The following is a 20,548-nucleotide window of genomic DNA, read 5'->3' as shown; positions in this document are numbered from 1 at the left end:
AGGGATGCGGGTCGTCCGACCCGCATCAGGCCGGAGCGACATCACCAGCAGCCGCCTTGGTCCGATGGATCAGGGGAACCTGGCGGCCGGGCGGGAAGTTGATCAAGCATCTACCTGCCCCTTTTGCTCAAGTTGTAGATGTAGGTTTGCTATGGAAAAATTTCCTATGTGGACCTACACCCCCGCGAGGCCGTACAGCAGTACCTGCAGTGCTACGGCGACCACCTGAGCATCGTCCGGGACCTCCTTGACGCCAGCATCCAGGATGCTGCCGCTTACTGGGAGGAGGAGATCCCCAACTTCAGAGACATGGATCCCTGTTCGAGGGCGAGCCACATCCGCCAGTACTTCAGCGCCAACTGGCGTTCCCCCAACGACTTGAAGCATGTCCTCAAGCTGGAGGTGCGCTTCAACAACGGACTGCACCTGTTCGCCCCGAACGACGTGCGTATGCGGATCAAGACTCGCCCCAAGAACCCGAAGAACGGTCTCCCGTTGGACGTCACAGAGTGGGTCGTTCAGGAGGACCTCTTCGGCAACGAGGTCGGCTCTGGCCCCTATGAGTTCGCGGTCCTGTGGACGATCGACTTCAACGCCTCGGCTCTGGGGACTGCCACGCTGGCTGCTGTCGATTTCGGCCAGGATGATAACGGCCCCGCGATCATCTATCACGAAGAAGAGATCCCTCAGCTCTCGACCGCGAGGGGTAGCAGGGACAATGATGACGCCCGAGACATACACTCCGAGTCTGCCGGCCCGGGGACGGACGACTTCAATGAGTTCCTGGAGGATGACGGAGAGGGTTACGGTCAAGACCCAGCCTGAGCCGCCCTTGTCGGCGCTTGTACAGCAAGCGCCGACGCGACCACAGTGAGTAATATACTATGACGTCCATGATTTATGGAGATCGACTTCGCCAAGCTCGCATTCTTCGACATGAGAAGCTTGCCGACATAGCCGCCATTCTTGGACACACTTCGTCTGCGCTCTCTAAGCGAGAGCGCAGTGAAACTATCGAAATCTCGTCCGAGCAGCTGGAGCTCCTGGCCAGCAAGCTGCGATTCCCTAAGGAATATTTCACCCACCCTCCCATTTCCCCTTTGGGTGAAACCGATCTACTATATCGAGCTCCTAAAAGCACGCTTAAGCGCGAGAAGGACTTTCTCCGCGAATTCATGCGGTTCACATCAGAGCTTATTGAATGGCTTGACGATAGGCGACAGTTGCCGCCGGTAAGCATTCGCCCTCAAGCACGCGAGGGCATCGATATCAAGGAAGCTGCTCGGGCTACCCGAGAAAGTCTTGGCGTTAGCGCCACGGATCCAATCGACTATCTAACACATCCCGTGGAACGTGCAGGGGTAGTGGTGGTCGTACGGCGTCGAAGGCTCAGCGATAACACGACTGGCAGCGAGAGTGCTCCCGTGCCCCTTGAGCGACATGAAGGCTGTTCGGCCTGGGTGGGAGAGTTCCGTGACAGGCCGCTCATTGTAATGCGTTCGGTCCAAACTTGGGAGAAGACCCGCTGGGTACTTAGCCATGAGCTTGGCCATCTTATTCTTCATGCTGGCCGTATGCCTGTTACAGAGCACGCAGAAGAAGAAGCTAGCCAGTTCGCTAGTGAGTTGCTAGCTCCCATCGATTGCGTTCGTCGCGATCTCCCGAAAACTATAACGCTGTCCAATCTAATTAGAGTAAAGCTGAAGTGGGGCATCTCATTGGCGGCCCTAATTAGGCACCTGCACGGCAACGGACTCATCAGCGATAAGCGGAAAAGTACGCTTTATGCTCAGCTCTATACGCGCAAGAATCCGGATACGGGACGCACGTTTGGAGTGACAGAGCCTGGTTGGGATGCTAGGAATCCCGAGCGCCCGAGACTTATAGCTGCTTGGTTGAGTCGCGTGGTGGGAAGCGCCATCCCTGAAGCCGTTGCCTCTAGCACGAAGATGTGGCCCGTTGATTTACTGTCAGAAATCATCGCCGAGCAACGTCCTGCCCCCACAAGGGCGCCTACTGCTACGTCCAAAAACGCAGAGTCTAAGCCGGGTCAGGTCATTCAGCTGTCGTTGAAGCGAAAAGTGTCATCCGATGATGAACTGTCAATGGATCTGACGTCAGATGGGCGGAGTTGAGATACCGGAGCGTGGTCGCCCTATAGACATCACCTGCCTGATCACCTCGTACGCCGTCCACTCACCGCGTAGTGGCAGCGGGGCCGGGGACGGAAGGTCGAGCCCGGCTTCGCGTGTACGTTTGCCAGTCGCCGTTCCTCTAACATTCGTTGCCCTGCGGTGTCACAGCCGAGGTTGATACGGAGGAGCCGGTCTGCTGGACTTGCTTGAGTCGATGGTGTGCGAGGTGATCAGCCCCGGTCATACATTTACTTTCGGGGCCGTGCGGCGATCACCTGTGGGGCCCGACTGCTCCCGCGGGAGGCATCCTGCAACCTCATCGATGCAGTCCGGGAGTCAGCGTCTCACATGGTGCTGATAGACATCCTGCGTGCCTGTTCTGCCTGCGTTTGTTGGTACGGCGGGGTGGCAGGGCGAACGGGACCGGACAGGCCGGACGCCCGTCCGCACCGTCCCGCCGCCTGCAGCCCATCAGGCGGCGGCTTGGTTGCGTGGAGATATTGCTCATCCGTTGATGTGTCGGTACTTCGTGCTGGGTGAGTGGTAGAACCTCGATGTGGATGAGCGGCGGGGTCGGTTGAAGGCGCTGGGAGAGTTGCTGCGGAGACTACGGCGGGAAGCCGGCCTTACTGGTAAGGATCTTGCGGTGCGGGCACAGGTGGCGCAGCCTACGATCTCTCGGATTGAGACCGGGCAGTTGCTTCCGGCACCCGAGACGGTAGAGCGCTTGGTTGCTGCACTTGGCTTGGAGAGTCGTCATCGAGCCGAGTTGGATGCTCTTCTCCTGCGGCTTCGCGAAGAGATTTCGCAGTTGAAGGGTGGGCTCGCCGGCCGGGAGGCCGCGAACGCTGCACGGCTGAAGACCGGTCGGCAACTTGCGTCCTTCCAGTCGGCAGTGATTCCTGCCCTACTCCAAACGGCGGAGTACGCGCGGTTGGCACTCGTTGTGGGGCGGGACGTCGAGGAGAGCGACGCGGCGAAAGCTGCGGCTGTACGGATCGAAGCTCAGGCCGTGCTCTTCGATGCCGGTAAAGAGTTCTCGCTTGTACTGACCGAAGGTGCTGTGCGGACGTGGCCGGGGCCGCCGTCGTTGATGCTGGCACAGCTTGATCGGTTAGCTCAGGTGTCCACCCTTTCGCATGTGAAGCTCGGGATCGTGCCGTGGGCGGTACAGGTGCCAACGTTTCCGCTGCATGGGTTCACGATCTATGACGGGGCCGTGAGCGTGGTGGAGAGCTTGACCGGGGATCTGACGATGACCGATCCCGGGGAGCTGGCCGCTCATCTCCAGGCGTTCGAGGCGTTCGCTGGCGTGGCTGTCTACGGGGACGAACTCCGCGAACTACTGCGAACCATCGCCGATGACTACCGGGAGCTGGTCAAGCGGCTTGCGAAGTGACGCATTTATGCGTCGAATAGCTTGAGGTAGTTCTAGGGTCGCTCATACTCTGACGCCATCCGATGTATAGCCCCCTAGACGACGGAGCTCCTTCATGTCGGCTTGGCGCTTCTCCCGCTACTTCCTCGGCTCCGCCCCATCCATCACGGAAGCACGGCGCTTCGTCACCGCGCTCCTGCAAGGCTCCCCGACCATCGACGAGGCAGAGCTTGTCGTCAGCGAGCTGGCCACGAACGCGATACGGCACTCCGCGAGCGGACGCTTCGGTGGCCGGTTCCTGGTCACCGTCCAGGCCCACCCCGACCGGCTTTGGCTCGGTGTCCTCGACGAAGGAGGGCCGTCCTCCCCAGCGGTCTTCTGTCCTTCCATGGGAGCGGAAGGCGGGCGTGGCCTGCTGCTCGTCTCCGCTCTGGCGCTCGACTGGGGCGTCTGGGGTGATGACGGTGGGCGGACGGTCTGGGCGGTGTTGCGGTACCAGCCACAGACGGCCTCCTGCTCATGAGCTCCTGCCTGTCGCCGCACGTACCGCTGCCCCAGGGCGCCTGCGCAAAGCTCACCTGGTATCCGTCTCGGCGGGATGAACCGTGCCGCGTTACCGACTGGACTTGCGCCTGCCGGAGCGTCTACTACGAGCTGTGCCGGGCCGGCGGCTTGGCCTTCGTCCGGCGCATCACACAAGGCGAAGAACTGGTTGCGGCGGAGACCCGCCGAGTGCGGCTCGCCCAAGCCCAAGCGATGTGGCACGCCCTGCTCACGGGCCTGGCACGATGAGCCCGAGAGGCGTCCCTAACCGGCGATCAGCGATTCGTGCAGTCAGTTCCAAAACCGGCGAACCACTACACTTCGTTCTGTCGAGGGGGATAGACGGCAAACCGTCTAGGGGCCTAGACTCACGTGTAGTGATCAAGGGGGGACCTGTGCCGCCGAGCGACGTGGATCGCATTGCCGCGATCGAAGACCCGTTCCAACTGCTGCGGGTCGCGACCGAACGCCTCAATGCCGCACAGCAAGAGGTCACTGAGTTGGCCCGGCTGCGTCGCCGCGTGATCCAGGACCTCCACGCGCAGGGCCTGTCGTACGCGCAGATCGCCAAGGAAGCCGGGCTTACCCGGGGACGCATCCACCAGATCCGTCACACCGGGCCGGCCCCTGAAGGCGCCTTCCTCGGAACGGGGACCGTCACCCTGGCCATTCCTCTCAAGCGCGAGGCGAACAACGCCCGTCCCGTGGTCGCGATGGAGGACGTCACCGCAGCCAAGCGCCTTGAAGACCTCGTCCGCGGCTTCGACCTGGCGATGGAGCTGGAACACGTCCCGCTCAATGGCGAACTCAACCTCAACCGGCCGAACCTCATGGTTCTCTGCGGCCCTCGCCTCTCCCCTGTCACCGGAGCTCTGTATGAGTCCGACCCAGTTCTGAAGTGGGTCAAGGACGACGTGTGGACCCTGCACGACACCCGCACGGACACGATCTACCGTTCCGGCTCCGACAGCGAACCGGCCCGGCCCGTCGACTACGCCTACCTCGGGCGGCTCGCACGGCCGGACAACAACGGCAACCTGCTCATCTTCACTGGCATCCACCCCCAAGGCTCGCTCGGTGTGGTGCAGCTCCTCCAGACCGAGATCGCGACCCTGTGGGGACAGGTCGGCGACAAGCGCTTCTCCACGGTGGTCAGCGTCGAGTACGACCCGTCAACAGGCGAGCCCATCAAGGCCGAGCTGGCCAGCCCGCTCTACCGGCACGAAGAGGAGTAGGTGGTGCGGGTCACCTTCGCCACCCAAGCAGCCCCAGGCCGGCCGAACGAGGACTTCGTCGCCGCCACCCCGGACACCGCCGTACTCCTCGACGGCGCAGGCACCCCGCCCGGGTCCGACTCCGGCTGCTCGCACGGCGTGGCCTGGTACTCCCGCACCCTCGGCACCACCCTCATCACCTCGATCAGCCAAAATCCCAACCCGCTGTCTGAACTGCTAGCCGAAGCGATCAAGACGGTCAGCTCACGCCACGACGACACCTGCGACCTGAACCACCCTGGCTCCCCCTCGGCCACCGTCATCATGCTCCGCCGCAGGAACGAGCTGCTCGAATGGCTCGTCCTGGCCGACTCCGTCCTCGTTCTGGACGTCATCGGCGCCCCGGACCCGACGGTCATGTGCGACGACCGGGAAGCCCAGGTAGGTGCCCGCTACAGAGCGGAGATGGACGCCCTTGACTCCGGTAGCGACGCACACGTCTCGGCCCACCGGCGCTACGTTGAGACCCTGCGCTCCTACCGCAACCGCGACGGCGGCTTCTGGGTCGCCGCCACCGATCCCCTCGCCGCCGACCAAGCCCTCACCGGCAACATGCCCGCCAACCGGGTACGCGCAGCCGCCCTGCTCAGCGACGGCGCCTCCCGTCTCGTCGACCGCTTCCACCTGGCCACCTGGCGCGAAGCCCTGGACACACTCGACCAGCACGGGCCGGCCAACCTCATCTCCACAGTCCGGGCCGCCGAACACTCAGACCCGCACGGCGAACGCTGGCCCCGCGGCAAGACCTACGACGACGCCACCGCCGCTCACATCTCATTCACTTCGACGGAATAAGCATGTGACGTTGTCGTGGCGGTTGAGGGCGGCTACCAGGACGCTGGTGGCCATCTGCTCCAGGTGCCACCCCTGAGCCTCGATCGCCTCGATGATCGAACTGATCACGGGGAGGCTTCTGCCTTGCGGCGCCCTGTCCAGAGGGGCGCTGAATCGGGCGACGAAGACCTGCCGCCCCTCTGCATAGGCTTGTTCGGCATCCTCGACGACATGCTGCTGGCTACGGCTAGGCCCACGAAGCACCATTAATGGCGCACCTTTCTGTCATTTACGGAGAGCTGCCTCAACACAAGACACAACGGGCATAATCCCAGCGCATGACCAATGGACATCGCGGTAATTTCGGCCATTTCGCCGCAGCACTCCAATCGTCATTCCGAAAACACGCCCATTAGCGTTTACCCCCCTAGACAGTTTGGGGAGACTCTGGCTATCGTCCTCTGCATAGCCCCCTAGACAGCTCACGAAGCGAGCCGATCGCAACTGTCTAGGGGGGTAGACGAAGGAGGTGGTGGACGATGGCACTTCAGGGACCGATCCCGGTGACGTTCGACATGGTCTTCCCGTACGGCTGCTACATCGTCGGAGACGTCGAGCCGGTCAAGGACTTCGACGCTTCGACGAACGGGCGCTTCGTACAGGCCCGTGACAAGCAGACCGCTGAGCTGGTCTGGCAGGTCTCGGTCATGGACGCGGACCCGTCACTCAAGGCCGCACAGAAGACGCTGGCGGTGAAGATCCTCAGCCCGGTTCAGCCGGCTCCCCTGCCCGCGATGCCGGGGCTGCCGTTCACCCCGGTCGAGTTCGACCAGATGACGGTCACCCCGTACGTCAACGGCAACGGACGGCTCGCCTACTCGATCCGGGTCCGTGAGATGCGGGCTCCCCGGCCGGTGGGCAAGCCCGCCACCACGAAGGACGCGGCCTGATGGGGCGGCGAGTACAGGCACGCCCGACAGGCGTGATCACCCTCAACACCGGCTCCGGCGCCGACGCGAAGAACCACGCCTACCCGCTGCGGACACCCGTCCTGGCTCTGGCCTTCGGACTGGTTCAGGTACAGGTCACCACGGGCTCGACGGACAAGGTCACGGCGGCCGACGTCGAGTTCGCGCGCAAGCTCGCCCGCCAGGCCCAGGACTTCGCCAGGTGCATCGAGCGCATCCACCGGCGCGGCGTGGCGGCCTGACATGCAAGACGGGGCCGCAGGAAGCGGCTACTTCCGGCGGCCCCTCGATCTTCCACACACTCCACATGCTTGGAAGGACTCCAGCCTAATGTTCAAGAAGATGCCCGGCGAAGAGCCGTCCCGCATCGTTTCCACCACCCCGGACACGGCGGTCGTGTTCAAGCCCGCCGTCGTCAAGACACCCGCGATCATCACCTTCATCGTCCTCGGCTGGCGCGCCGTCGTGAGCCTGGTCCTCACCGTGTGGCGGCACCCGGTTGCCGTGCTGGTCGTCACGGTCCCGTGCGCCCTGTCGGTGCTGTACGGCTGGCGGACCGCACTGCTCCTCGTCACCCCGGCACTTGTCGGGATCGTCAGCTGGGGCATCCTCGACCGGCCGACCTTCATGCGCTGGATCGGCTGGCGACTGCTCGCCTGGTGGCGACTGGTCTCGGTGTACCGGCGACACTGGCAACCGGTGATGATCGTCTCCGGCCTCGGCAGGCACATCCGAGGACGCGACTACCTGCCCAAGCTGGGCAAGGTCACCTGCACCTCATGGGCCGACCTGGTGACAGTCCGCATGCTCTCCGGCCAGGCGGTCAAGGACTGGGCCGACCGTACGGACAACCTCGCCTGCGGGTTCGGCGCGCGTTCCTGCCGCATCTCAGTCATAGAGGGTGGCCGGCTACAGCTCACCTTTCCACGACACGATCCGCTCGCCACTCCCCTGCCTGCCGTTCCGATTCACGAGACAGCCTCTGTCGGACCAATCGAGATCGGCAAGCAGGAGGACGGGCAGCCGTGGCTGCTCAAGGTGCATGGCACTCACGTCCTGGTCGCCGGCGCGACAGGGGCCGGCAAGGGGTCGATCATCTGGTCCGCGATCCGCGGGCTGCTCCCAGCCGTCAGCGCTGGTCTGGTCGAGATCTGGGCGCTCGACCCCAAGCTGATGGAGCTGTCCTTCGGCCGCGCGCTCTTCGGCTCCAGGTACGCCGCTGACCCCGGCGACTGCGCAGACCTGCTCGACGACGCCGTCAAGGTCATGCAGTCCCGGGCCGCTCGCTTCGCCGGTCACCGCAGGTCGCACACGCCCACTGTGGACGACCCGTTCGTCCTGGTCGTCGTCGACGAGGTGGCGTTCCTCACCGCCTACCAGCATGACAAAGAGCTGCGACGCCGCATCTCCGCAGCGCTGGCGACGCTCACCACTCAAGGCCGCGCGGTCGGCGTCGGAGTCCTCGCGGCGCTTCAGGACCCCCGCAAGGAGGTCATGAATATCCGCAACCTGTTCCCGGACAAGATCGCCCTGCGCCTGGACGAGTCGGAACAGGTGGACATGGTCCTCGGCGACGGCGCTCGTGACAGGGGAGCACTGGCCGACCAGATCTCCCCCAGGCCGGAGGTGGGCGCTGGCATTGGCTACGTCCGTCTGGAGACCTCGCCCGACCCTCTGCGGGTCCGCGCGGCCTACGTCTCCGACGAGGACATCCGCGACATGGTCACCGCGTACGGAGAGGAGGCCCATTGAACAGTCCACAGCACCCGACGGAGACCGGGAAAGCAGCAACCCACCGCTCCGTTCCTCGGAAGGTCCGGATGGCGCAACCGCTCGCCCGCGAGGTCGCCGAAGAGGTCGCCAAGCTCAACGGCGTCTGCATCCGTCCCGTCGCACTGCGGCGGCTCGACCTGGTCACCGGCAAGGACGAGGTTATTGACGTCCCGTGCGGGGCGACGCTGGAGAGCAAGTGCCCGTCCTGCGCCAAGCGCAACCGGCAACTCCGGATTGCCCAGTGCCGTGAAGGCTGGCATCTCACCGAAGAGCCCATCGTCAGCCCTGACGCGGCCACCGAAGAGCAGCGCTGGCTGGTCGAGTTCCGAGCCGACATGCAGGCACGCCGAGACACGGCCGAACGCGCGGGCGAGGAAACCCACGACTGGGACGCCGTCCTCGCCGGCCTCGACGAAGAGATCAACGCGGCGGGCATGCGCGGCAAGATCGTGGGGCGAACAGCACCCAAGCGCATCCGCTCGACGAGGCGGCGGCAGGACGCTCCGGACCTGCCCAAGCGCAAGATGGCCAGTACCACCCTTGGACGCACCTTCGAGGCTGGCGACGGCAAGGTCTACCGCCCCTCCCTGTTCGTCACCCTGACCCTGCCCTCATACGGCAAGGTTCGTGACGGGGTCCCGGTCGATCCAGAGACATACGACTACCGACGCGCGGCCCGCGACGCCCTGCACTTCTCCAAGCTGGTCGACCGGTTCGTGCAGAACCTTCGCCGGGTGGCGGGCTACGACGTCCAGTACTTCGCCACGGTGGAGCCGCAGAAGCGCCTGGCCCCGCATCTCCACATGGCAATCCGCGGCACGCTGCCTCGCGCAGAGGTCAAGCAGATCGCCGCAGCCACCTACCACCAGGTCTGGTGGCCACAGGCAGAAGAGGTGCGCTTCGAGGGCGAGCACCTACCCGTCTGGGAGGAAGAGGCCGGCTACCTCGACCCCAACACCGGCGAGGTCCTGCCGACCTGGGAACAGGCCCTCGACCAGCTCGACACCGACGAGGACGCCAAGCCCCTGCACTTGATCCGCTTCGGCGACCAAGTGGACGTCAAGGGCGTGCTCGCGGGCACTCCCGACTCAGACCAATGCGTCCGCTACCTGTCCAAGTACCTCACGAAGAGCCTCGGCGATGGCCTCGACAACCCAGCCCAGCGGCACCACACCGCCCGCTTCGTCGAGGCGCTGCGCTACGAGCCATGCTCACCGACCTGCCCGAACTGGCTCCGGTACGGCATCCAGCCCAAGGGAGCCAAACCCGGCATGACTCCGGGCCGGTGCCGCAGCAAGGCCCACAAGCCCGAACACCTCGGCTACGCGGGCCGTCGCGTCCTGGTTTCCCGCAAGTGGTCGAACAAGACGCTCGCCGAACACAAGCAGGATCGCCGCACCTGGGTCTTGGAAGCCCTCGGCCAGGCCGACGAGCCGACCGACCCACACCGCTACGTCTGGCGACCAGTCAGACCGGGAGACCCGGACATCGCCCCAGTTGGCATGCGTCTGCTGCGCAGCGTCGCAGAACGCCAGCGCTGGCGCGCCCACCTGCGCGAACTCGAAGCCAGAACCAACGGACAAGATCTTTCGGCAACCGGAGAGGAGGCAGCGTGATGGACAAGCTTCTCAACGTCGAGGAGGCAGCAGAACTCCTCAACACCTCCCCCAGGTTCGTCCGGCGGCTGATCGCCGAACGCCGCATCGAGTTCGTCAAGCTCGGCCGGCCCGTCCGCATACGCGAGTCCGCCCTGATCGCCTACGTCATCGCCGGGACCGTCGAGCCGATGCGCACGGCCGATGCAACGTCGTCAGCAGGGAGGGCCGCCTGATGCCGAACAAGGACGGCCACCGGCGTTTCGGCAACATCCGCAAATTGCCTTCCGGACGCTTCCAGATCCGCTATCCCGGCCCTGACGGCAGGATGCACACCGGCTCGACGACCTACCCCACCAGGACGGACGCCGACCGGGCACTCACACTCATCGAAGCCCAGATGATCTCAGGGGACTGGACGGACCCTGACCGCGGCAAGGTGCTCCTCGGCGACTACGCGCGTACGTGGCTCAAGGAGCGTCCCGGCCTACGCCCCAAGACCAAAGAGCTGTACTCCTGGCTGCTGGAACGACACCTCATCCCCGGCCTCGGCGGAGTCGCGGTCGGCAAGCTGACCACGCCACTGATCCGCTCCTGGCGGGCCGGCCTCATCGACAAGGGCGTCTCGGTCTCCACAACCGCGAAGGCGTACCGCCTACTGAGGGCCGTACTGATGACGGCCGTCGAGGAGGACAAGCTGATCGCGCGCAACCCATGCCGCATCAGGGGCGCCGACAACGAGCACACCCAGGAACGCCCAGTCCTGACGGTCACCCAGGTCTTCGAGCTGGCCGACCGGATGGCGGACCGGCGCTTCAAGGCCCTGGTCCTGCTGGCCACGTTCGCCAGCCTGCGCTGGGGAGAGGTGACGGCCCTTCGCCGCAACAACATCGACCTCGAAGCCCGAACCGTGGACGTACGAGAACAGCTCATCGAACTCGACGGCGGCGAGATGCGACTGGGCCCGCTCAAGTCACGAGCAGGACGCCGAAGGGTGAGCATCCCGGCAGTCATCATCCCCGTGCTGACCGAACACCTGGCCGCCTACGTCGCCCAACCGGACGATGCCTTCGTCTTCCTCGGTAAGCGCGGGGCCTTCCTCAGGGGCGGCAACTTCCGACGAGAGGCCAAGTGGGCGGAAGCGCTCAAGGAGATGGGCGTACCGGGGCTGCACTTCCACGATCTCCGGCACACCGGCAACACCCTGGCCGCCCAGTCAGGGGCCAGCCTGGCCGACCTGAAGGCGCGCATGGGACACGACAGCGACCGAGCAGCACTGATCTACCAGCACGCCACCCGCGACGCGGACCAGAGAATCGCCGACGCGCTGAGCGCCCGCGTAGAAGCCGAACAGAAGAAGATCGCCAAAGGCTAATGGCACGTTAATGGCACGAACGCCGCTTCCCATGATCAGAGAAGCGGCGTTTTGGCTGGTGGAGCCTAGGAGATTCGAACTCCTGACATCCTGCTTGCAAAGCAGGCGCTCTGCCAACTGAGCTAAGGCCCCTTCGACGAAGATAGCTTACCGGGCCGGGGAAGCCACCCGCGTCGTCCCGAGGTCGTCGCTCAGCACCAGGTCCGGGAAGTCCGCGATGGAGTCCAGGATGTGCGTGGCGCCGCCCTTGAGCAACCGTTCCCTGCTGTGCACGCCGGTCATCACCCCCGCCACCACGGAGGCTCCGGCCCGGCGCCCGCAGAGCATGTCGCTCTCCGAGTCGCCGACGACCGCCACGTGCCGTACGTCCGTCACGCCGAGTCGCAGCACGGCGTGCAGGACCATGTCCGGCCAGGGACGGCCGCGGCCGCCCGCGTCCTCCGGGGAGATGGCCAGGTCGATCTTGTCGTGCCAGCCGAGGACGCCGAGCACGCGGCTGAGCGTCGTACGGCTGAACCCGGTGATCAGGGCGAGCTTGACCCCGGTGCCGCGGAGTTTGTCGAGCACCTCCAGGACGCCGGGCACGGGCTCCAGCCCGGCACGTTCCAGCGCACCCTCGTAGGAGCGCTCGAACGTCAGGTTCGCCGCCTGGGCCTGGGCCTCGTTGCCGGGGAAGATGCCCCGGAAGACATCGATCTTGGGACAGCCCCGGGACCGGTGCACGTGAACCATGGCACGCGCGTACGCTCCGGTCCCGGGCACTATGCCCTGGGTGGCGATCGCCTCGGCGAAGGCGCGCTCGACCATGGCGATGTCACCGACTGTGGTGCCTGCCAGGTCCAGGCACGCCAGCTCGATGGGGACGACGTCACTCATCGCCTCGCCGGTCGGTTAGTTCTCGCTGCCGGTCGCCTCGGTCCAGAGATCGAGCTCGGCGCGGTCAGCCTGCACCTTACGCCAGATCAGCAATCCCCCAAGGGCGACCAGCGCCAGAACGAGCAGCTTCTTCACGGTGTGACCCCACTTCTTCGACGGTCTCACCTGCCGGGGTGAGACCCAACGGTTGACATGCAGCCTAGCAAGGGATGGCTGCGCTCCTTGTGTTGCGCACGAACCTGATGTGCGGCTTGTGCGTAGAACGAGCCTTCAGCTGGGCCTGGATCACCCCTTCGACCCCGGCCTGTCTCCATCCCGTCCTGGGCACACCTGCCAATCACTTCGGACAACATCCCGATCATGCCAAATATCCGGACGTCCCGCGCGCGCGGTATACCCCCGCAGGTATGTTACATGCCCACTGCGGCCCAGTTCATGGTGATCAGGGACGTGTCCGTCATGGACATCGCATTGCCGGCCTGGTCGACGCGCGACCGGCAGGTCTCCGGCGTGCATCCTCGCAAGGCATGGCCAGGTGGCGTCCGGTGGAGGCTGGTCCTCTGACGGTTTTCGGGCCGCCTTCCCGGGCAACGCGGTGGTGGCCGTCAGGGATGCGGCGCGTCGAGGCGCAGGCCGTCCGTACGCGGAAGCGTGAGCTGAATCTCACGCCCTCCGGAATACCCCGGGGGGGTACTGTGTTAGAGTATTCGGCAGGAACCGGAACCACGTTGAAGGAGACCGTAATGAGCACCGCCACCTACACCGTCAAGGGCATGACCTGCGGCCACTGCGTGAGCTCGGTGAAGGAGGAGGTCGGCGGCGTGGCCGGCGTCACCGGCGTCGAGGTCGACCTGGCCAGCGGCCGGCTCACCGTGACCAGCGAGAGCCAGGTCGAGGAGTCCCAGATCGCCTCCGCGGTCGAGGAAGCCGGCTACGAGCTGGTCGGACAGTCATGAACACTGCCGCCAAACTCGGCGCCTACGCCCTGGGGCTCGCCGTCGTCTTCGGCGGGGCCCTGGGCGTGGGCCGGGCGGTCGGCCCGGTGGCCGAGCCGCCGCCGACACAGAGCCACGCCGCCATGACGAAGGCCCAGGAGGGCCACGAGGGCCGGAAGAGCGAGAAGAGCCAGGAGCACGGGACGCCGGAGCAGACGTCTGGTGACACCCCCGGGGGGCTGCAAGTGTCGCAGAACGGATACACCCTCAACCCGCTGACCCCGATCGAGACCGGCAAGGCCACCGACTTCCGCTTCGCGGTGACCGGCCCGGACGGCCGCCCGGTGACCGAATACCAGGTGGAGCATGACAAGAAGCTGCACTTCATCGTGGTCTCCCGCGACCTGACGACCTTCCTCCACCTGCATCCGGAGATGACGCCCGACGGCATCTGGTCGGTCGGGCTGACGCTGCCGGCGGCGGGGGCGTACCGGGCCTTCGCCGACTTCGCCCCGACCGGCGGCGAGAAGCTGACGCTCGGCGCCGACCTGCAGGCCGCCGGCGACTACCGGCCGCAGCCGCTGCCCGAGGCGAGCCGCTCCTCGAAGGTCGGCGACTACACTGTGAGCCTCGACGGAGACCTGGTCCCCGGGCGGGCGAGCAAGCTCACCCTCTCGGTCAGCAAGGACGGCGAGCCGGTCACCGACCTGCAGCCCTACCTGGGCGCGTACGGCCACCTGGTCGCCCTCCGCGCCGGCGACCTGGCCTACCTGCACGTGCACCCCGAGCAGAGCGAGAAGGCCGGTCCGCAGATCACCTTCTACGCCGAGGTGCCGAGCATCGGCGACTACCGGCTGTTCCTCGACTTCAAGCACGGGGACGAGGTCCGTACCGCGGACTTCACCGTGCGCGCCACGCAGGGCGACGCGACCGCCGCGGAACCGTCGGCCCCCCACGGCCACTGAAAACACACTGCAAACACACTGAGACCGGGAAAGGAGAGGTGATGTCTTCCCTCACCGAGGAAAAGGCCGTCGAACTCGCGATCGGCGGAATGACGTGCGCGTCCTGCGCCAACCGCATCGAGCGCAAGCTGAACAAGCTTGAGGGCGTGACCGCGACGGTCAACTACGCGACGGAGAAGGCGAAGGTCACCTTTCCCGACGGGCTCGACCCCCAGGCGCTGATCAGCGAGGTGGAGAAGGCCGGGTACACCGCCGCGCTCCCGGCCCCCAGAGAGCAGGAGGAGCAGGCCGAGCCCGCCGACGAGCTGCGTCCGCTGCGCGACCGGCTGATCACTGCCGTCGCGCTGAGCGTGCCGGTGATCGCGATGGCGATGGTCCCGGCGCTGCAGTTCACGAACTGGCAGTGGTTGTCGCTGGTGCTGGCCGCGCCGGTCGTGGTCTACGCCGGCTGGCCCTTCCACAAGGCCGCCTGGACGAACCTGCGCCACGGCGCCGCCACCATGGACACGCTGATCTCCATCGGCACGCTGGCCGCGCTCGGCTGGTCGTTGTGGGCGCTGTTCTTCGGCACGGCGGGCACGCCGGGCATGACGCACCCGTTCGAGCTGACCATCGAGCGCACCGACGGCTCGGGCAACATCTACCTGGAGGCCGCGGCGGGGGTGACCGCGTTCATCCTGGCCGGACGCTACTTCGAGTCGCGTTCCAAGCGGCGGGCGGGGGCCGCGCTGCGGGCCCTGATGGAGCTGGGCGCCAAGGACGTCGAGCTGGCCGACGGGCGGCGGGTGCCGGTCGAGCAGCTCAAGGCGGGCGACACGTTCGTCGTGCGGCCGGGTGAGAAGATCGCCACGGACGGCGTGATCGAGGAGGGCACCTCCGCGGTCGACGCCTCGATGCTGACCGGCGAGTCCGTGCCGGTCGAGGTGCGTCCGGGCGACGCCGTCACCGGGGCGACGGTGAACGCGGGCGGCCGGCTGGTCGTCCGGGCCACCCGGGTCGGGGCCGACACGCAGCTCGCCCAGATGGCCAAGCTGGTCGAGGAGGCCCAGACGGGCAAGGCCGAGGTGCAGCGGCTGGCCGACCGCGTGTCGGGCATCTTCGTGCCGATCGTGATCGCGCTGGCCCTGGGCACGCTGGGCTTCTGGCTCGGCACCGGCAATGGCGCGGGGGCCGCGTTCACCGCCGCGGTGGCCGTGCTGATCATCGCCTGCCCGTGCGCGCTCGGCCTGGCCACCCCCACGGCGCTGCTGGTCGGCACCGGCCGCGGCGCGCAGCTCGGCATCCTGATCAAGGGGCCGGAGGTGCTGGAGTCCACCCGCCGCATCGACACCATCGTCCTGGACAAGACCGGCACGGTCACCGAGGGCAGGATGACGCTGGTCGGCGTGCACCTGGCCGAGGGCGAGAGCCGCGAGGAGGTGCTGCGGCTGGCGGGCGCTCTGGAGCACGCCTCCGAGCACCCGATCGCCCAGGCCATCGCCAAGGAGGCGAAGTCCGACGCGACCGTCGAGGACTTCGCCAACGTCGAGGGCCTCGGCGTGCAGGGCATCGTGGACGGGCACGCGGTCCTGGTGGGCCGGCCGAGGCTGCTGGCCGAGTGGTCGCAGCACCTGCCCGCCGACCTGGCGGCCACCCTTGAGGAGGAGCAGGCCAAGGGCCGCACGGTGGTCGCGGCCGGCTGGGACGGCAAGGCCAGGGCGCTGCTGGTGGTGTCCGACGTGGTCAAGGAGACCAGTGCGGAGGCCATCGCCAGGCTGCGCGCGCTGGGCCTCACCCCGGTGCTGCTGACCGGCGACAACGAGGCCGTCGCCCGGCAGGTCGCGGACGAGGTCGGCATCGACGAGGTGATCGCCGAGGTGCTGCCCGCCGACAAGGTGGACGTCGTCAAGCGGCTGCAGTCGGAGGGCAAGGTCGTGGCGATGGCCGGCGACGGCGTCAACGACGCGGCCGCGCTCGCCCAGGCCGACCTGGGCCTGGCCATGGGCACCGGCACGGACGCCGCCATCGAGGCGTCCGACCTGACCCTGGTCAGGGGCGACCTGCTGGTGGCCGCCGACGCGATCAGGCTCTCCCGCCGGACGCTCGGCACGATCAAGGGCAACCTGTTCTGGGCCTTCGCCTACAACGTCGCCGCCCTGCCGCTGGCCGCGCTCGGCCTGCTCAACCCGATGATCGCGGGGGCCGCGATGGCCTTCTCCAGCGTGTTCGTGGTCAGCAACAGCCTGCGGCTGCGCCGCTTCAAGTGACCGCCGAGGGCCCTGCGCCGGTTCACGTGATCGTCGAGGCCCTGCGCCGGTTCACGTGACCGCCGGGTCGAGTGATCGCTGAGCCCATCTGACGGCCGGTGCCATCGCGGCGCCGGCCGTCATGAACGCCAGCCCCAGCAGCAACCAGCCGACGGTCCCGCCGTCGAGCACCAGGGTGGTGAGCACGGCCGGGCCGAGCATCCGCGCCACGGCCGTGCCGGTGCCGAAGAAGCCCTGGTACTGGCCCTGCCTGTCGTCCGGGGCCAGGCCGAAGCCGATCTCCCAGGCCCCCGCGGCCAGCAGCATCTCCCCCGCGACCTGCAGACAGCCGGCCGCGATCAGGAAGACCCAGCCGTGCGGGCTGAGGGCGAACACCGCGCAGGCGGCGAACAGCACGACACCCGCCCGGCGGACGGCTGTGGACGCGTCCCGCAGGTCGCGCACCCGGCGGGCCACGCGTACCTGGAAGAGCAGCACACTGCCGGTGTTGAGCACGAGCAGCACCGAGACCATCCAGGCCGGCCCGGACGTGCGCTGCGCGATCCACAGCGGCACCACGAGGCTGAGCAGCGGCATGTAGAACAGCATCACGGCGTTGATCACCGTGACCAGCGCGTACGGCCGGTCCCTGAGCACGGCCAGCCGCGGCCCCGGCGCGGCGGGCGCGGGCCGCACGGCGGGCAGCCTGAGCAGGACCAGCGCGGCCACCAGGAAGCTCAGGGCGTCGAGCGTGAACACCGCCACGTATCCGGCACGGGTGCCGACGGCCAGCGCGACGCCGCCCAGCGCGGCCCCGACGGCCATGCCGCCGTTGAGCGTGGACTGCAGCACCGCCCGCACGACCGTGCGGCGGGCCGGCTCGACCAGCCCGGCCAGCAGCGCCTGCCGGGCCGCCGACAGGCCGGTCTGCGCGGTCCCGTAGAGGCAGGCGACCAGCAGGAACAGCGGAAACGAGCGGACGAACACGAACGAGCCGGCCGCCACCGCGGTCGTGAGCGCGAGCAGCACCGCCACGCCGCGCGGCCCCCGCCGGTCGGCCAGGTGCCCGAGCGGCACCCCCGCCACCGAGCCGACCGCCCAGCCCAGCGTGAGGCCGAGGCCGATCTCAGTGGCCGACAGCCCCACGACGTCGGCGAAGTAGAGCGCCGAGGTGACCAGGTACGCGCCGTCGCCGATGGAGTTGGCGAGCTGCGCGGCGGCGAGCACGCGCTGGGTTCTCATGACTTGTATGACTCCGGGGTCATCCGGGTGGCGACGCCCATCCTGTTCCAGGCGTTGATGGTGGCCACGGCCACGGTCAGCGCGGCCATCTGCTGCTCGTCGAAGTGCGCGGCGGCCTGCGCCCAGACCTCGTCGGTGACGTCGTCGGTGGACAGGCGGGTGGCGGCCTCGGTGAAGGCCAGGGCGGCGCGTTCCTGCGGGGTGAAGAACGGGGCCTCGCGCCAGACGGCCACGGCGTGCAGCCTGGCGTCGCTCTCCCCCGCCTGCTTGGCGTCGGAGCTGTGCATGTCCACGCAGTAGACGCAGCCGTTGATCTGGCTGGCGCGCAGCCGTACGAGTTCGAGGAGGGGCTTGGGGAGGGTGCTCTGGGCCACGAACCGGTCCAGGCCGGCCATCGCCTTGTACGCTTCGCCGGCGAACTTCCCGAGTTCCATGCGTTCGGTCATATGCCCATCTTGGCCGTACTCTTGTCCCGACATAAGCTCCAATTTCCGCCAAGTTGATTGGGCCAAGTTGGACGTTCACATCAGCCTTCAAGGGCGCGGTGACCTGGCCGCACAGGTCTACCGGCAGCTGCTCGACGCCATACTCGACGGACGCCTGCGCTCCGGCGAGCGGCTGCCGCCCACCAGGGAGCTGGCCGGCCGGCTGGAGATCTCCAGGAACACGGTGGCGGTGGCCTACGACCGGCTGGTGGCCGACGGCTTCCTGGTCGGCCGGGCGGGGGCGGGCACGTTCGTGTCGGCCGAGCCGGTGCGCGGCCGGGCCGCGCCCAAGGGGGTGGTCAGGCCGCGGGCGTTCTGGCGGGAGCTCGAGGAGACCGCCGAGGTGCCGCCTGCCCGGTACGACTTCCGCGTCGGCGTGCCGGACGCGCGGCTGTTCCCGATGGAGACCTGGCGCAGGCTGGTGGCCAGGGAGCTGCGGGTGGGGCTGGCGACGTACGAGCCGTCGTCCGGCTATAAGCCGCTACGTGAGGCTATTTCGCGTCATATCGGGATCAGTCGGTCGGTGCATGCGGGGCCCGACGACGTCCTGATCACCAACGGCGCTCAGCAGGCCCTCGACCTCATCGGACGCGTCCTGATCGAGCCCGGGACGACCGTCGCCGTCGAGGAGCCCGGCTACCCGCCCGCCCGCCGGCTGTTCCGCTCGCTCGGCGCCCGCGTGATCGGCGTGCCCGTGGACGCCGAGGGCCTGGACGTGGCGGCCATCCCCCGCTCGGCGAGCCTCGTCTACGTCACGCCCTCGCACCAGTTCCCGCTGGGCACGCCCATGTCGCTGGCCCGCCGCGCCGCCCTGCTCGCCTGGGCAGAACGCCGCGCCGCCGTGGTGATCGAGGACGACTACGACAGCGAGTTCCGCTTCGGCGAACGCCCGCTCGAACCCCTGCAGAGCCTCGACCGGTCGGGCCGGGTGATCTACGTGGGCTCGTTCTCGAAGACACTGCTGCCCATGCTCAGGCTCGGCTTCCTCGTCGCCCCCGCCTCGCTCGGCCCGGCCCTGTGCGCCGCGCGACAGCTCTCCGACTGGCACGGCGACATGCCCACGCAGGCCGCCCTGGCCCGTTTCATCGACGAGGGCCTGCTGGCCAGGCACATCAGGAAGGCGACCCGCGAGTACGCCGCCCGGCACGAGCTGGTCACCGCGGCGCTGGCCGGGGACGAGCGGCTGCGCCTGATCCCGTCCGCCGCGGGCCTGCACGTGTGCGCCCGCCTGGCCCCCGGCGTGTCCCTGGGGCCCGTGCCGGACCTGGCCGTCGAGCAGCTCGACGCCTACTGCGGAGAGACCCCGGCACAGCCGGGCCTGGTGCTCGGATACGGCGCGATCGGGCCGCGCGACATCGGCCCCGGGCTGCGCCTGCTCACCGACAACCTCAGGACGGCGACGCCCGGTCAGTAGACGCCCGGTCAGTAGACGCCCGGTCAGTAGACGCCCGGTCAGTAGTCGCGCCGGCTCCAGAACCGCCGCGCCCGGTCCCCCGTCAGCTCCGGATCGTCCGGCGGCGAGGGCTGCTGCACGATGACGACGGTCGTCTTGGCGTGCCGGGCGCAGTACATGCTGGTGGAGGGCAGCAGGATCCGGCTCAGCAGCCGCCGCCGGCCCCGGCCGAGCACCAGCAGGTCGCCCTCGCGGGCCAGATCGACGAGGTGGTAGCCGGGGTCGCCGACCTTGCTGAGCGTCGCCACGCGCAGGTCGTCGGGCACGCCCCCGGCGACGTCCTCGAACACGCCCGCGATCACCTCCGCGCAGCGGGACTCCTCGCCCTGCCGGATGGCGTGCTGCACGGGCAGCGCCTCGGGAAAGGGATGGACGGGCGCACGACTGACGTGAACGGCCACCAGGGCCATCCGGTGCAGCCTGGCCGCGCCGATGGCCCAGGCGAGTGCCCAGCGCGAGGCCGGGGACTCGTCCACCCCCACGATCAGCCTCACACCGCCAGGCAGATCCTGTTCCACGGTGCCTCCTGGAAATGAAGTACGACCATAGTGC

Annotated in this window: 21 protein-coding genes and 1 tRNA gene; 16 read left to right on the top strand and 6 right to left on the bottom strand. The window is 67.4% G+C overall.

All coding sequences use genetic code 11. The annotated features are described in order from the left end of the window. Nucleotides 1-168 precede the first annotated feature (168 nt). The 12 genes from ACFYYW_RS44700 (at nucleotide 169) to ACFYYW_RS44645 (ending at nucleotide 11,815) form a co-directional block, all read left to right on the top strand. A complete protein-coding gene (locus ACFYYW_RS44700) occupies nucleotides 169-825 on the top strand; it encodes a hypothetical protein (RefSeq protein WP_387659507.1) in 657 nt (218 codons plus the stop codon). A 68-nt stretch (nucleotides 826-893) separates the two neighbouring features. Beyond that, on the top strand, nucleotides 894-2,135 hold the full coding sequence (locus tag ACFYYW_RS44695) for an XRE family transcriptional regulator (RefSeq protein WP_387659505.1): 1,242 nt from the start codon (nucleotides 894-896) through the stop codon (nucleotides 2,133-2,135). 556 nt (nucleotides 2,136-2,691) lie between these two features. Beyond that, entirely contained in the window at nucleotides 2,692-3,534 is an 843-nt protein-coding gene (locus ACFYYW_RS44690; protein WP_387659502.1) for a helix-turn-helix domain-containing protein, read from the top strand. Nucleotides 3,535-3,628: 94 nt separating this feature from the next. Further along, nucleotides 3,629-4,036, top strand: coding sequence for an ATP-binding protein (locus ACFYYW_RS44685; protein WP_387659499.1), 408 nt, complete (start codon nucleotides 3,629-3,631; stop codon nucleotides 4,034-4,036). A gap of 415 nt (nucleotides 4,037-4,451) precedes the next feature. Next, on the top strand, nucleotides 4,452-5,291 hold the full coding sequence (locus tag ACFYYW_RS44680; protein WP_387659496.1) for a sigma factor-like helix-turn-helix DNA-binding protein: 840 nt from the start codon (nucleotides 4,452-4,454) through the stop codon (nucleotides 5,289-5,291). Between the two features lie 3 nt (nucleotides 5,292-5,294). After that, the gene (locus ACFYYW_RS44675; RefSeq protein WP_387659493.1) at nucleotides 5,295-6,125 is read left to right on the top strand and encodes a protein phosphatase 2C domain-containing protein; all 831 of its coding nucleotides are present in this window, start codon (nucleotides 5,295-5,297) and stop codon (nucleotides 6,123-6,125) included. Between the two features lie 518 nt (nucleotides 6,126-6,643). Next, entirely contained in the window at nucleotides 6,644-7,054 is a 411-nt protein-coding gene (locus tag ACFYYW_RS44670; RefSeq protein WP_358012012.1) for a plasmid replication, integration and excision activator, read from the top strand. A gap of 32 nt (nucleotides 7,055-7,086) precedes the next feature. Further along, nucleotides 7,087-7,314 (top strand): hypothetical protein, encoded by a 228-nt coding sequence (locus ACFYYW_RS44665; protein ID WP_387659490.1) that lies wholly within the window; start codon nucleotides 7,087-7,089, stop codon nucleotides 7,312-7,314. Between the two features lie 88 nt (nucleotides 7,315-7,402). Further along, nucleotides 7,403-8,824, top strand: a complete 1,422-nt coding sequence (locus ACFYYW_RS44660; protein ID WP_387659487.1) for an FtsK/SpoIIIE domain-containing protein — start codon at nucleotides 7,403-7,405, stop codon at nucleotides 8,822-8,824. A gap of 68 nt (nucleotides 8,825-8,892) precedes the next feature. Then, entirely contained in the window at nucleotides 8,893-10,461 is a 1,569-nt protein-coding gene (locus tag ACFYYW_RS44655; protein WP_387659484.1) for a replication initiator, read from the top strand. After that, entirely contained in the window at nucleotides 10,461-10,676 is a 216-nt protein-coding gene (locus ACFYYW_RS44650; RefSeq protein ID WP_387659481.1) for a helix-turn-helix domain-containing protein, read from the top strand. The genes ACFYYW_RS44655 and ACFYYW_RS44650 overlap by 1 nt, the downstream gene beginning before the upstream one ends. Then, nucleotides 10,676-11,815 carry a tyrosine-type recombinase/integrase gene (locus ACFYYW_RS44645; RefSeq protein WP_387659478.1) on the top strand — a complete coding sequence of 380 codons (1,140 nt, stop codon included), beginning with the start codon at nucleotides 10,676-10,678 and terminating at the stop codon, nucleotides 11,813-11,815. The genes ACFYYW_RS44650 and ACFYYW_RS44645 overlap by 1 nt, the downstream gene beginning before the upstream one ends. A gap of 56 nt (nucleotides 11,816-11,871) precedes the next feature. Here ACFYYW_RS44645 and ACFYYW_RS44640 read toward each other — a convergent pair. From ACFYYW_RS44640 to ACFYYW_RS44630, 3 genes are all read right to left on the bottom strand, one after another. Next, nucleotides 11,872-11,947: transfer RNA gene (locus ACFYYW_RS44640), tRNA-Ala, on the bottom strand. 15 nt (nucleotides 11,948-11,962) lie between these two features. After that, nucleotides 11,963-12,691: an HAD-IA family hydrolase gene (locus ACFYYW_RS44635; protein WP_387659475.1), complete on the bottom strand. Its 729-nt coding sequence runs from the start codon at nucleotides 12,689-12,691 to the stop codon at nucleotides 11,963-11,965. A 15-nt stretch (nucleotides 12,692-12,706) separates the two neighbouring features. Continuing rightward, nucleotides 12,707-12,826, bottom strand: coding sequence for a DLW-39 family protein (locus ACFYYW_RS44630; protein WP_013130296.1), 120 nt, complete (start codon nucleotides 12,824-12,826; stop codon nucleotides 12,707-12,709). 608 nt (nucleotides 12,827-13,434) lie between these two features. Between ACFYYW_RS44630 and ACFYYW_RS44625 the strand changes: the two genes are divergently transcribed. Genes ACFYYW_RS44625 through ACFYYW_RS44615 form a run of 3 tightly spaced genes read left to right on the top strand, consistent with a single transcriptional unit; the run spans nucleotide 13,435 to nucleotide 16,837 of the window. After that, on the top strand, nucleotides 13,435-13,647 hold the full coding sequence (locus tag ACFYYW_RS44625) for a heavy-metal-associated domain-containing protein (RefSeq protein WP_352323852.1): 213 nt from the start codon (nucleotides 13,435-13,437) through the stop codon (nucleotides 13,645-13,647). Beyond that, nucleotides 13,644-14,591 carry a hypothetical protein gene (locus ACFYYW_RS44620; RefSeq protein WP_387659470.1) on the top strand — a complete coding sequence of 316 codons (948 nt, stop codon included), beginning with the start codon at nucleotides 13,644-13,646 and terminating at the stop codon, nucleotides 14,589-14,591. The genes ACFYYW_RS44625 and ACFYYW_RS44620 overlap by 4 nt, the downstream gene beginning before the upstream one ends. Nucleotides 14,592-14,632: 41 nt before the next feature. Then, nucleotides 14,633-16,837, top strand: a complete 2,205-nt coding sequence (locus ACFYYW_RS44615; protein WP_387659467.1) for a heavy metal translocating P-type ATPase — start codon at nucleotides 14,633-14,635, stop codon at nucleotides 16,835-16,837. A gap of 51 nt (nucleotides 16,838-16,888) precedes the next feature. Here the strand turns inward: ACFYYW_RS44615 and ACFYYW_RS44610 are convergent, their stop codons facing one another. Further along, nucleotides 16,889-18,058 (bottom strand): MFS transporter, encoded by a 1,170-nt coding sequence (locus ACFYYW_RS44610; RefSeq protein WP_387659465.1) that lies wholly within the window; start codon nucleotides 18,056-18,058, stop codon nucleotides 16,889-16,891. Next, nucleotides 18,055-18,504: a carboxymuconolactone decarboxylase family protein gene (locus tag ACFYYW_RS44605; protein ID WP_352328679.1), complete on the bottom strand. Its 450-nt coding sequence runs from the start codon at nucleotides 18,502-18,504 to the stop codon at nucleotides 18,055-18,057. The genes ACFYYW_RS44610 and ACFYYW_RS44605 overlap by 4 nt, the downstream gene beginning before the upstream one ends. Nucleotides 18,505-18,571: 67 nt before the next feature. On the opposite strand from ACFYYW_RS44605, the gene ACFYYW_RS44600 reads away from it, so the two are divergent. After that, entirely contained in the window at nucleotides 18,572-19,957 is a 1,386-nt protein-coding gene (locus ACFYYW_RS44600; protein WP_387659462.1) for a PLP-dependent aminotransferase family protein, read from the top strand. Nucleotides 19,958-19,995: 38 nt separating this feature from the next. Here the strand turns inward: ACFYYW_RS44600 and ACFYYW_RS44595 are convergent, their stop codons facing one another. Continuing rightward, a complete protein-coding gene (locus ACFYYW_RS44595) occupies nucleotides 19,996-20,514 on the bottom strand; it encodes a universal stress protein (protein ID WP_364388717.1) in 519 nt (172 codons plus the stop codon). Nucleotides 20,515-20,548: the final 34 nt, after the last annotated feature.

This window comes from Nonomuraea sp. NPDC001831 (assembly GCF_042892035.1).
In the GTDB taxonomy this organism is placed as follows: Bacteria; Actinomycetota; Actinomycetes; order Streptosporangiales; family Streptosporangiaceae; genus Nonomuraea.
Note: the sequence above shows the minus strand (reverse complement) of the source record. Positions and strands in the feature narration are given on the sequence as shown.

Bases quoted from the DNA above. Each gene is read 5' to 3' on its own strand.
- ACFYYW_RS44605 (WP_352328679.1), bottom strand. From the start codon at position 18,504: ATGACCGAACGCATGGAACTCGGGAAGTTCGCCGGCGAAGCGTACAAG.
- ACFYYW_RS44635 (WP_387659475.1), bottom strand. From the start codon at position 12,691: ATGAGTGACGTCGTCCCCATCGAGCTGGCGTGCCTGGACCTGGCAGGC.
- ACFYYW_RS44660 (WP_387659487.1), top strand. From the start codon at position 7,403: ATGTTCAAGAAGATGCCCGGCGAAGAGCCGTCCCGCATCGTTTCCACC.
- ACFYYW_RS44615 (WP_387659467.1), top strand. From the start codon at position 14,633: ATGTCTTCCCTCACCGAGGAAAAGGCCGTCGAACTCGCGATCGGCGGA.
- ACFYYW_RS44620 (WP_387659470.1), top strand. From the start codon at position 13,644: ATGAACACTGCCGCCAAACTCGGCGCCTACGCCCTGGGGCTCGCCGTC.
- ACFYYW_RS44645 (WP_387659478.1), top strand. From the start codon at position 10,676: ATGCCGAACAAGGACGGCCACCGGCGTTTCGGCAACATCCGCAAATTG.
- ACFYYW_RS44685 (WP_387659499.1), top strand. From the start codon at position 3,629: ATGTCGGCTTGGCGCTTCTCCCGCTACTTCCTCGGCTCCGCCCCATCC.
- ACFYYW_RS44655 (WP_387659484.1), top strand. From the start codon at position 8,893: ATGGCGCAACCGCTCGCCCGCGAGGTCGCCGAAGAGGTCGCCAAGCTC.
- ACFYYW_RS44695 (WP_387659505.1), top strand. From the start codon at position 894: ATGATTTATGGAGATCGACTTCGCCAAGCTCGCATTCTTCGACATGAG.
- ACFYYW_RS44610 (WP_387659465.1), bottom strand. From the start codon at position 18,058: ATGAGAACCCAGCGCGTGCTCGCCGCCGCGCAGCTCGCCAACTCCATC.
- ACFYYW_RS44670 (WP_358012012.1), top strand. From the start codon at position 6,644: ATGGCACTTCAGGGACCGATCCCGGTGACGTTCGACATGGTCTTCCCG.
- ACFYYW_RS44625 (WP_352323852.1), top strand. From the start codon at position 13,435: ATGAGCACCGCCACCTACACCGTCAAGGGCATGACCTGCGGCCACTGC.
- ACFYYW_RS44650 (WP_387659481.1), top strand. From the start codon at position 10,461: ATGGACAAGCTTCTCAACGTCGAGGAGGCAGCAGAACTCCTCAACACC.